Raw genomic sequence first — 12,479 nt, 5'->3', positions numbered from 1 at the left:
TGTAACAGAACTGAAACAACATTCTCAATAAGTGAATTTGTGGTAGGGGTGGACCAATAAAAAAGGCCACGCTAATTAGCATGGCCTTTCCGAACGAGTGTCAATCAATTATTTCTTCTCCAGCAGTTGTTTGACCAGTTGCTCCAACTGATCGATACGTTCTTCCTGCTTCTTGGCCTTCTTTTCCTGCTCAATACTGTAAAGCGTCAACTCTTCAATCTTCTCAAGCAACTTAGCGTCCATTTTCGCTACATCAACACCTTTTTCAACCACTTCCTTGGCAGAAGGTACGCCTGGCAGGTGCTCATGCTTCTGGATGTATTGCTCTACTTCAGAAAGGGGTTTCAGTGAATAGTTAGGCTTGAATACGTAGTCACTCCAGTCACTTGTATTCTTAACCGCTACCTTCACTTTCTCAGTCAGAATACCTTCCTCCACAAACAGCTTGTAACCCGATGGGGTGCGGGCTACGTTATTGCCAATAACAACCGCATCGTTCTGGGTACTTTGCAGAAATGAACCTTTCCGCTGCCAGAGCGATTCACTAACGCCCTCCCGAGTCGAACTGCTTGTACTTACAAGGATCACATCCCCATTTTCATTAACGGACAGTACCTTGGTTTGGTTGGTCAACGAAGCGGAGTTCGAGCTTTTCAGGTTGGTGAACCGCAGACCCGACTGCCCAGAAGTGCCGTGGGTGATCTCCAGCTTGTTTTGGGGAGCGGTGTTGCCGATGCCCACTTTCCAGAGTGGGTTGGGAACACCTAGAATAATCGAATTGTCGGCCGATACCTGGGCAGCCACCCCAATGGCCGTCGAGTTATTCACCACAGCTCCCGGTGATACCCCTGCATTCTGGCCAATGAAGGTGTTGCTCTGGCCTGCCCCATTACCGGTGAAGCCAGCCCCATTGCCAATGTAGGTATTGTTATGTCCGGTGATGTTGCCATAGCCAGAGCCGTTGCCAATGAAGGTGTTGCCTCCACCCGAGGTCGTTTGCTGGCCCGACGAGTTGCCAATGAACAGGTTGTAGCTGCCGTTGCTGCTGTAGCCCGCGAGTTGGCCCATGAACAGGTTGGCGATGCCGGTGGTGTTACTATAACCCGTTCGGTAGCCAAGAAAGACGTTGGCATCAGCGGTGGAGTTACTAAAACCAGCTTCAAAACCGATAAACGTGTTGTTGCTGCCGGTGGTGTTGTTCCTGCCCGCATAGGCCCCTGTGATTGAATTGTTGCTACCTGTTTTATTGGAGGAACCGGCAGACATGCCCATAAATACATTATTATTACCAGAAGTATTAAAGCCACCTGAATAACTCCCCATAAATGAATTATTATCACCAGTGCTGTTGCTCTGACCAGCCCCGTTACCAAAAAACGAATTAAAATCCCCTGTAGAGTTATTACTACCAGTTCCAGTGCCAAAAAACGAATTTCGAATGCCTGTATTCTCGTTATTACTACCTGAACCAGTACCAACCATTGTATTAAATGAACCAGTGGTAAATTGACCCGAGCGATTACCTATAAAGACATTATCCGATCCTATGTTACTACTACTACCTGCACTAGCCCCTACGATTACATTATAAGCCCCTGCTGTAGCATTACTGCCCGCAAAAGGTCCTACTACTACATTGTATTCACCCGTGGTATTACTGTTCCCCGCAAATGACCCCATCATGACATTAAAGCCGCCCGTGGTGGTATTCTTGCCTGCGCTATAACCAATAAAAGAATTGTATTCTCCCCCAGTATTTTCATTCCCTGCAAAACTGCCCATGAACGAATTATACTTGCCCGTTGTGTTTTTTTGGCCAGCCAAATATCCTATAAATGAATTATAATAGCCGGACGTATTTTGTTTGCCTGTCTGATAACCCAGAAAGGAATTGGAATAGCCTATATTATTAGAATAGCCAGACTCAAATCCGATAAAGGTGTTACCACCCCCTATGGTATTAAAGTTACCCGCCGAACTTCCCATAAACGTGTTATAAGAACCCTCGGTGTTGACTACGCCCGCATAGTAGCCAACAAATGAATTATAAATCCCCGAAGTAGTATTTAACCCCGAATTATGGCCTATAAACGAATTATAGGAGCCTGTTGTCAGAAAGTTTCCGGCATAGCCACCAAATAATGCATTGTACGAGCCAGTCATGGTATTATTTCCTGTTAATGGGCCGACAATCGCATTATTGGTACCGGGTGCTACTGAGTTTGGGGTACGTTCCAGGTAATTCGTTTGAGCTAGCAGAGGGGTAGTAGCCAGCCAGGAAATGAAAAAAGAAATGTAAAGACGTTTCATATGTAAACGGATGAGGTTAAAATATAATTAAAGGTAGATGGTGATTAATCCCGAAGCAACTTCCATTTATGACTTATGATCTGATATTACTATACGGCAACAAAAAAGCCCCAACCGGCTGGAAGGGGCTTTTTACGAATCTGATAACTACTTCTCATTAATTCTGCGCCGAACCTACCCGACCACTATACCCCGCTTTCTCCCAAAGCGTCTGAGCCGTCGGCGTTGCTTTGTAGCGCTGATTGTTATCCGTTTTCTTGACGTAAAAATCATAAATCTGCGCTCCCGGTCCCCGTAATTTTATTTCGAACGAATTGCCGTTTAACAAGCCGTTGGGGGCTCGGACCACATCCGTATGTTCAGCTGTCCAGTCCTGATTATAACCACCCAGAATCAGCACCCGCCAATAGGTGCCCATGTCTTTGTAGCGGAGCATGTAGCAGGGTTTCTGGCCAGCACTACTGGACGAACCTTCTGCATTATTGTAGGCGACCAGACCCGTATAGGCTTCAAAATTTCCTGACCCCCCAATCTGCACCTCCGGGTCTTCAACCAGCGTCGAGCCGTTGAAAAACACTTCATACGGCTGCATATCCGCCCGGGCCTGAAACAGCGTCGTGTAGGGGTGGAGCTCGTGGTTATACGCCCTGAATTCATGGCTGTTCAGATCGCCATGGGCATATTCGTTGGAGATAAATACATGAAGCCCCCAGCCTGGGTCATTCCCCGCAAAGAACCGTCCTACGCAATAGATGGTGTAGGTCCTTACCGGCTGGAACCAAACCTTTGGCGTGTCATTGTTGAAGGGTAAGGTGCCAAATAGCTGACTGAATGGCGCACGGGTAGGCACTCCAACCCCGTCAATATAGGCCGCAATATCAGGCTCGTAGAACGTCTCGATCATGCGCAAAATCCCCCGGTACTTGCCCTGATTTTGCTTCATCTTGATCCGGCACGCCTGATAGTAGCCCTTCTCTTCGGCTACGTAATGGACAGGTTTTGTTTTCGACCACAAATAGGGGTAGTTCTGGGGTGCTGACTTCTGATTATAACCACTACAGTCAGTTACGCCGAAGTTGCCCCAGATTTCACACCAATCCTTTTTGGATATATCAAAACGCCCTGGATAGAAATACCCCAGCATGTGATCTTCCAGATCCCACTGGTTGCCCTGAAGCTTGTAGGTGTGCCCATTCAATACAACGCGATTTGAGCCATCATTTATAAAGCCAGGTATTAAGCTTGGGTCAGCGTTATACTGCCCTAAAAACTGACCGTAATCCGTGGCATCGGATGTTTTGGGATACCCCTGCTTATTAGATGAGCCGTAGTAAATCTTGAGGTTTGTTGCCCCTTTCTGCCGGGCAATAGCGAACATGATGCACAGTCGGTTTGATCGCCTGACACCCCCCTCAATTTCCATCGCACCAGGATTCCCCAAAAGGGTCGACAGCGAAACCGTAGCGTTTCCGCCTAACATGGATTTAGCGGTGGGCGATTCGAGTCGAATCGGTTTATTTCCATCAGCCGGGGGCCAGTGTCCACCATTGCCATAGTTTGCAGCCTTCCAGTCATTGGACGATTCAATGTTAAAGGCCACCGTTCCGGCGTAGGGGTCGGAACCGGGAACACCTAGCGAGGGAATGCTATTGATCAGGTAGGCTTCAACCACTTCGAGATTACTTTCAAAATACCTAGCGCCTTCATATGCACCATGAAGGGCACTTTCGGTCATGTAATAAAAGCCCTCCGTGTTGGGCACTGAGTACTTCTCGGCACTTGGTGAGCTGGGATCGCCAATCATCGACCACACATTGAAGAAATTCATTCCCTGTCGTTTCCGTTGAGCTACTGTCAGGTTCCCCATGTTGAAGTCGACACTGAACTTGAATGTCTCTGAGAAATACTTGTTATTGCCCAGACCAAACTGATCGGGATTGTACTGGCGCTGTCCTTCCAGCGCATATGGAAGGAGCACCCTACCCGCTACCCGGGCTCTGGCAGCATCGGAGGGAAGGACGCTGACCGTTGTACTGAATACGCCCGAATTCGGCGGATGTTCTTTGTAAATGACCTGACTGCCATCCGCCCGTTTTGCCGCTTTGTAGCGAACCTGAGCAGGAGCCGGTAAAACACTCGCCAATACGAGCAGGTATACAGTTAGAAAATTCAGAATCTTTCTCATGGGTAGTTATTAAGGTGTTTCGAAAATGTCCTGATCGGTTTCGCCCGACGTATCGCCTGGATCGATGTTTTCTGGCGTTGTGATGGGTGGTGTTGGGTTTTCAGGGTCGGTTGGACCTACTGTCTCATCACACACGTAATAGTTTTGGGATACCGAACCTTTTATAAAATGAACAAAGCCGAATCAGAAGACCCGGCTTTGAAATATAAACTGTTATTGATTTTAATTCCCTCCCAGCCTTAACCTGCTGCTGACCCCAAACACCAATCGTCCTGTGGCACTGTAGCTCACCCGCAACGCCTGTGCCTGATAGCTAGCGGGCAAACTCACCACATGCCGGATATCAACCGAATTTCTGCTGGTCGGTACCTGACCACACGACCAAATTGTGGCGTCATTCCATGCCCCTGCTTTAACCGTGTAGAGGGTATTAGAACAGCCTGCCTGTGTTGTAAACGTGGCGGTACTGGAATAACCCGATGGGCTGCCCGGTGTACAGATTCGTTGAACCTGGAGTTCATAAGTCGTGGCCCCACTTAAACCAGATAGTGAGTAGACATAGGATCCTGTAGTCGTCAGACTACTATACGCCGATGTACTTCCCTGGGGGCGCCAACGAAGCTCAACCGTAGCGGGTGACACGTTAATACTCAGATACGCCGTGGCCGTTGTGGTGCCTGAGTAAACAGATGATATACTGGGTGTCAGGCAGGCCACTGTTGTAAAGACCGTGGGGGCCGAGTAGGCTGATGTGCTGCCGTCGTCGCAAATAGTTCGGACCTGCCACTGGTAAGCGGTGCCAGCGGTTAGCCCAGTCAGGGAATAGGATGGTGTAGTAAGATTAGGCACTAATGTCCAGGTGGCACTCCCCTGAGGCCGCCACCGTAGGTCAGCTAATGAACCGGCGTCACCCATCGTCCAGAAGAATTGAGCAGAGTTGGTGTTCGATGACGTATTTAGGTTAATCGGTATGGGACAGGCATCCGAGGTGGTGAACGTACTACTACTAAATCCTGATGTGCTGCTAGCTGTACACCATTGCCTTACCTGCCACTGATAGGTCGTGTTCTGAGTCAGCCCCGTTAGCGAATAGCTAAAAGAAGACTGCGAAAAGCCCCCGGTTCCTACGGTTGCGCTTTGCCAGCCAGTGGTAGCGGTAACGGGCTTCCACTGAACTTCATAGTTGACACTATTATACCCTGAACCCGTCCAATAAATATAAACTGTATTACGGCCCAGAAATGATGTCCCTAAATTGGTTGGTGCACTACAAGCCAGGGTCGTGAATGACATGGCATTGGTATAGCTGGATTGGGCACCGCCTGAACAAAGAGTGCGAACCTGCCATTCGTAGGCCTGTGCCGAATTGAGACCCGTTAGTGACGCTATCCGTGTAGTCTGAATAGGTAAGCCGGTCCAATTAGTGCCGCCCAGCGTTCGCCAGCGCACTTCATACTGTTCTCCCGAATTACCTGACCATTGAAGTCGGGCAGAAAATGGAGATAGGTTATCGGCTATCAGATTAGTAGGACGTGGGCAGGAACCATCCGTTGTAAAGGATGATGGGGACGAATAGGCTGAATTTAGTATCACATCGCACGCGGCTTGTACCTGCCATTCATATTCCGTGTTAGCCGTCAAACCACTCAGGGAATAAGACGTTGATTCAACTGCAATTATCGTCCAACTGTTGGGCGATGGCTCGCCGGGGTCAACGGCAGGCCCCTTTATCCGATAGGCCAGGTTGTAGGAGGTACCTGAGCCCGACCAGCTCAGTACAGCGGTAGTTTGTTGGGCACTAAACACCGTCAGTAATGCTGGTGGGGTGCAATTTGCGGTCCTGAGGGTAAGCAAATCACTATTGGGCGACCAGTCATCAGGCTGATTACATAGTTCGCGTAGCTGATACTCATAGGACGTATTTGCTGACAGGCCGGTTAGCGAAAAATAGGCCCCATCAATGACGGTCATGTTCCAATCGGAAGCGCCCACGGCTCGCCAGCGCATTTCGCGGCTACTATATAATGGATTTGTACTGTTTATGAAGAAATCAGCCCGGGTGTAACTGATGTTATACGCCGTTACACTGGCAGGCTGCGTACAGGCGGCCTTCGTCTGGAATGTCTGTGAGCCAGAATAAGCGGACGGCACACCTCCCGGACATATAGCTCTAACCTGCCACTCGTAGACGGAGTTTGGTAATAGAGCCGATAAAGTGTAGCTACTGGCTGAGGTGATCGTGGTTGATGTCCAGGTAGCTGTGTTCTGTATACGCCAGCGAATATCGTAGGTCAGGTTTTCGTTGAACGGAACCGTCCAGCCTATCTGGGCTTTCGTGCTGGTTAAGACATTGCTATATGGATAGCTAACCGAGGGGCAGCTACCTGTCTGGAATGGGCTGCCTACCACGAATGTCGAGCTTTGCCCGTCGGTGCAGCGGGTTCGTACGCTCCACTCGTAGGTGGTATTGGGTGTCAGACCAGTCAGGGAGGTATAGGTGGCGGTCAGGCTACTCAGCGTCATATAAGCGCCTGAGCTGCCTGCCACCCGGTAGCGAACTTCATAGCGGATTTGCCCGTCGCTGAGGCCATACCAACTTACGCTCGCCAGTGTGCCGCTGGAAGAGCCCCCATTCAGGCTGCTGGGATCAGCACAGCGGGTTGTAAACTGATTCGAACTATAGTCTGATACATCACCATTGCCGCAGTTGGTTCGGATACGCCATTCGTAAGTGGTGTTATTCTGCAAATTATTAAGTACAGCTGTAACACTACTAAAGTTACCCAGTGATGTTAATACTCCTCCAGATGCTGGTTGGTATTGCAAGTCGTACCGCAATAGCGAATCTATTATATTATTCGTATCATGCCATCGCACATGAGCTGAAGTCGATGAAACGAAATCAACATTCTGAAATTGAGGTATACCACACCTTGTCCTGAAGGTACTCAGAGCGGTGTACGACGATTGGCTATTACTGCTGCATAACCGCCTAACCTGCCATTCGTAATTGGTATTAGGAGTTAAACCGCGAAGGGAATAGGATTCTGAAGTATTATATTGATTACCAGCTAGTGTGACACTCTGCCAAGTGGAGGTCGTAGCCGGACGATAGCGAATTTCGAACTGCCCGCCAACACTTCCTTTATTCCACAGAAGTGTTATAGATCGATAGGTTTCATGAAGGGTATTATTACTTGGAGAAAAGGTTACAGGTGGACAGTCAGCCGTTTGAAACGGTTGGCCCACCACAAATGACGAACTCAGCCCCCCACTGCACAATATTCGAACCCCCCACTCATACGTTGTATTGTTGACTAATCCGGTTAGGGAGGTAGTGGTACTGGTTAGGTTACTGATGGTTGTATAGGCCCCTGTGCTGCCATTGACCCGGTACCGGAGTTCGTAGCGGGTGTCGCCACCTGTGGCTCCGCTCCAGCTTAGGGCGATCGACGTGGGACTGAGATTCCCACTGCTAAGGGCGGTGGGAGCCTGGCAACTGATAAAAAAGAGGGTCGAGGAAGACCAGTCGGAGGTGCTGCCTGCTCCACAAAGCGTGCGGACCTGCCATTCGTAGGTCGTGTTGGGACTCAGGGCCGTGATTGTATAGCCAAATGAGGTGAGCCCTCCCGAGGATGTCCAGACGCCCGAGCTGCCATTGATACGCCAGCGAACTTCATAACCGGGGGTATCAGGAAAAGGACGCCATTGCACCGAGGCCGTTGATGCAGAAACATTGCCGGTAAAAGGGTCGATGGGGACTTCACACTGGGTCGTAAAGCTAATAGGGTCAGAAAAAGCCGATGCGTTCGTTGGGGTACAGATTCGCCGAACGCGCCAGTTGTAGGTAGTTAATGGGGTCAGGTTTCCCAGACTGAGATAGATATTTCCTTGGCTATTGCCCGAAACGGTCGTTGTGTTCCAGACCGAAGTGCCCTGCCCCTGCCATTGTACTTCATAGGTACTATTAGGGTCTGTTTCTAACCAGTTGATGGTAGCCGCTGTGGCTCCAACCAGATAGGTCCGGGTTAGAGCCGGTACCGGACAAACGGTTGAAAAACTGGCAACGGGGCTATAAGCGGTACTGTGCATGGAACGAACGCGCCATTCATATTTAGTCAGTCGCTCCAGGTCCGTGAGCGGACTTCTGAAAGCGATATTCCAGGCAGAACTGCCCACTTTGCGGTAGGAGATTTCGTAACCCAATGCCGACTCCGGATTTGGCCAGTCCCAGCTCAGGTACGCCTGGTTGTGTAAAACATTGACTGACCGCGGACTCGTTGGGGCAGGAGGCAACACGGTTATAAGGTAATCTTCGGTTTCGCCAGCGCTGTACGTACCACACGGATTGGCTGGAACCTGATTGACACTGTTAATAATCCGAATGCGCATCGGACCAGCGCCCAAGGTAACGTTTGGTTCAATGAATGTGCCCCAGCCAACCGTGGCTGGAATAATGAACGTGCCGTTAAAGAAACTTGAATTACCTGCATAGCTGCTCTGATAGATTCGTTCGTTGGCTTCAAATTCGCCATTACGATTCAAGTCAGCCCACATGCTGACTCCTTGTGAAGGGTTGGAACCTAAATATTCACCAAAAATATTGGTTACCTCACCTGCGACAACCGAAACCGATAATGCCGATGTTTGGCTATAACCTGCCGAGCAGTCATAGCCCTGACTCAAATCGGTATTGTTAATCAATATTGGTCCAATGCCCGCATTTGAGCAGCCATTTGTGAACGTAGGCCGACAGGCGGGAGTAGTGATGCTAATAATGTGAGCTTCGTAAGGGTTACTGGAATTCGAGAGATAAACCCGGTAATAATAGGTAGTTTTGAATGATACGCTCTTATCCACAAAGGTTGTATCACTAGGTCCTACACTGCCAATAGAGGTAAACCCTGTTGTGGGCGATATGGATCGTTCAATGATGTAACCCATCGGGGAAGAAAATATGGGCGACCAGGTGAGTTGCACTCCACTGTTGGCGGTGAATACCGCTTGCGGAACATGCTGGATATACGTTTGAGGATGATTCTTAAAAAGGGAATAGGTGCGATGGTTTTGCTGACGGAAAGCCAGGTTGGCCTGCATCCGGTTGTACTGTTCACCCGTGAGTTGGTGGCCACAGGAGCGCGCCAAATAGTAGGACATTAGGTTTCGGATGGGCGGAGTGTATAACGCCCCGTCAGCATCCCGGAGGGTCCCTGTATAAATGTCACAGTTTTGTCCATTAAGCCCAATACTGGCGCCTTCAAGTCCGTATGGATCCGCTTCGGTACTACAAAGACGGTCACCAGTCGTAGCACAGTTGGCGCCACTGCCGCGGGTAACCTTTTCCGGGCCAAATTCACGGTAAAAGGTATGCAGCAAACTAAAAAAATGACCTAACTCATGAGGGACAGTATTAGTAGCTAAGTGATCCTGTGGTTGAGTGCCAACAATGATAATGCGTGTTGAGCGGATATCATCTAGTTCAATCTTATCAAGCCACGGATAGCGTCCCGCATATGGTTGCTCGCCTTCCGCAAGTGAAACCTGATTGACAAAATACATATTGATGGCGTAGTTCACATCATGGCCATCAAAGCGGTTAAATTTAGCTGTTGTATAGGCGGTATATAAGTCATCATCATTTATAAATTCAGGTTGTGAATAGAATGGGGGACTGTTGCCAACCAGGTAGAACTGCACACCCATCGGGGCGTATAGTCGGTTGGTACGTTCGACCATGTCCGTAATCCGGGCCAAGGTAACGCCACCCGTCCCGTCGCTTCGCCGAATAATATGTGGGCAAATGGCGATATAGGTAATGCCAGCAGTCACCCGGGCTGCTTTCATTTTCTGAAAGGCTTCGTCTTGTTTCGCTAAAAGTTTGGTATATGCTACAGGATCTGGGGAGGGGGTGCCACAGGTGAGCGTAGTGGAGGTTTGGGCAAGGGTTACAAAAGGGAGTAGAATCAGCAACAGAACGAAGAAATGTTTCATAAGTACGGTGTGGTTGATATAGCGCAAACAAAACAGGTATCGGCTTTCTCAGCCGCTTTGGCCATATTATCAGCCTCAACTAAGGATTTTCCGCGCCCACCCTACAAAAGGCAGTAGGAGTAAGTACGTAAACAGTAGCCTCATATTGCTGTATTAGATTGGTTGATAAATGAAGTTTAACTACTTGATTCAAAGAGGCTAATCTCACAAATATATCATATGTAAGTAGATGTTTCAATAACCTGAAATGAGTTTTCGAATGGATAATCCGTGAAGTGATTTAACGGTAGCATTTGCTTTATCCTCAGCTATCCTATACCTGGAATTCCTCTGCGTTAGTCAGGTAATGCTGAAGAGATATATGGGGTAGAAGAGTAAATAAACACAAGTTGTTGTGGAGGGCTGGAACTTAGATCGCTTCCCGATTTGGTACAAAAACGTAGTAAAACCGCTAACGGAACAACTATAAATCGGATAAAAACGGTGTGAATAAAAGACATTGTAAGTTGGTGTATCTGAAGTGACTCAACAGCCTGACAAAAGTATGGGGCCCATTTTCCATGCGCCATACTACTAAAGAGGTATTTTTTAGCTTCGTGGAAAGCAATTCATTTGCAGAGATAAGCGAAGTATCCGAAATGCGTTTACGATGATCAAAAGTTCAACTTATTCACGCCCAATTAATAATGGTATGGTATACCCATATTTCAGGAAATACTGCAAACATATCTTGCTAGTTAGCCTATTAACTAGTTCACTGCCAGCTTTACGTGCTCAAGATTTGTTAAATCCTACAACCAATCGCCAGACAGCTGTGAATAATACCGATAGCTTATCGCACCCTGCAAAACAACGCTTTCAACAGCTAAGCACTCAACCCAGGACATCACGGAACGATACAGTAAGATTTAAGGCATTAGATAAATGGGGAAACCATTACAAAGTGTCGAAAGACCATCAGGATAGTCTCCATTATTTGTCTCATGAACTCAACACTAGAATTCAGAAACTTGAACGGAACCAATTTAGGGCCAACACGCTAATTGATTCTTTACGTGAAAAAAGCCAGTTTTATCGGCAAGCTCTATATAAAACAATTGCAGACTATGAGAAAGACTTTTATAAAAGCAAAAAGATTGATCTGTTTCAAGAACCGTTTATAGATTCTTTAATTAAAATGCACCAAAGACGCATTGAAACTAAAATTCGGCGCCAGGAAGGGCAAACTCAGCGGAACTGGACTCTGTTTATCACTAGCACCTTATTGCTGATTATTAGCGCGTTAGCTCTATTTCTCTTTTCGTTACAATTTAAAAAACGGCGAGCCGAAGCCAATCTTCAATTAGCTCAAGAACGCAAAGAGGCAAATGCGCGAATCATTCAAACTCAGGAAGCCGAACGCCATCGGATAGCAGCTGACCTACACGATGATCTTGGAGGAACACTGGCTACCACTCAGCGACGCTTCAACGATCTCCAAAATCATTTCATAGAAGCAGACCTCGCACAGGATTTCAATAGCCTGCAAGCGTTGATGCGAAAAAGTAATACCGATCTTCGACGAATTGCGCATAACCTGATGCCCCCTGAGTTTGCCCGTATCGGCATGAAAAATGCACTGGAGGAACTTGTCCAAAACCAACCTCTACAGCCAACACGCTTCAGTTTCGGGGTGGCTGGAAACGTACGGAATTTATCCTTAGATTCAGAATTGAATGCGTATCGGATCGTCTCGGAATTGATTGAAAATATCAATAAACACGCACACGCGAGTCAGGCATCCGTACAGCTCATTTATTTCGACTCCTATCTAAGCATTACTGTCGAAGACGACGGAACACAAAACGATTCAGAAAAAAAAGAGCAAACCGGCATCGGAATTGGGATGAAGAGCAGTAGATTACGAGCAGAGTACATGGGGGCAAGCTTACGCTGGGAGTGGAACAAAGGGGGCACGCTGGTTATTCTGGATATTCCATATTGATAAGTGAAC

The 12,479-nt window shown here is 48.1% G+C and carries 5 protein-coding genes; 1 reads left to right on the top strand and 4 read right to left on the bottom strand.

The window, feature by feature from the left end; genetic code table 11:
- Window positions 1-108: 108 nt before the first annotated feature.
- From IC229_RS13445 to IC229_RS13435, 4 genes are all read right to left on the bottom strand, one after another.
- Window positions 109-2,310: a beta strand repeat-containing protein gene (locus IC229_RS13445; RefSeq protein ID WP_223833979.1), complete on the bottom strand. Its 2,202-nt coding sequence runs from the start codon at window positions 2,308-2,310 to the stop codon at window positions 109-111.
- Window positions 2,311-2,467: 157 nt separating this feature from the next.
- Entirely contained in the window at window positions 2,468-4,495 is a 2,028-nt protein-coding gene (locus IC229_RS13440; protein WP_190887495.1) for a hypothetical protein, read from the bottom strand.
- Window positions 4,496-4,504: 9 nt separating this feature from the next.
- Window positions 4,505-4,630, bottom strand: a complete 126-nt coding sequence (locus tag IC229_RS35720; RefSeq protein WP_262893389.1) for a hypothetical protein — start codon at window positions 4,628-4,630, stop codon at window positions 4,505-4,507.
- Window positions 4,631-4,717: 87 nt separating this feature from the next.
- Complete coding sequence (locus tag IC229_RS13435; RefSeq protein WP_190887494.1) at window positions 4,718-10,486, bottom strand: fibronectin type III domain-containing protein; 5,769 nt, start codon at window positions 10,484-10,486, stop codon at window positions 4,718-4,720.
- 814 nt (window positions 10,487-11,300) lie between these two features.
- Between IC229_RS13435 and IC229_RS13430 the strand changes: the two genes are divergently transcribed.
- Window positions 11,301-12,470: a sensor histidine kinase gene (locus IC229_RS13430; protein ID WP_190887493.1), complete on the top strand. Its 1,170-nt coding sequence runs from the start codon at window positions 11,301-11,303 to the stop codon at window positions 12,468-12,470.
- Window positions 12,471-12,479: the final 9 nt, after the last annotated feature.

The sequence above is a fragment of the Spirosoma profusum genome (genome assembly GCF_014699005.1).
Lineage (GTDB): Bacteria > Bacteroidota > Bacteroidia > Cytophagales > Spirosomataceae > Spirosoma > Spirosoma profusum.
This window is presented reverse-complemented; position numbering and strand designations above follow the sequence as displayed.

Excerpts from the sequence above, each read along its gene's own strand:
- IC229_RS13440 (WP_190887495.1), bottom strand. The coding sequence starts at position 4,495 with ATGAGAAAGATTCTGAATTTTCTAACTGTATACCTGCTCGTATTGGCG.
- IC229_RS13445 (WP_223833979.1), bottom strand. The coding sequence starts at position 2,310 with ATGAAACGTCTTTACATTTCTTTTTTCATTTCCTGGCTGGCTACTACC.
- IC229_RS13435 (WP_190887494.1), bottom strand. The coding sequence starts at position 10,486 with ATGAAACATTTCTTCGTTCTGTTGCTGATTCTACTCCCTTTTGTAACC.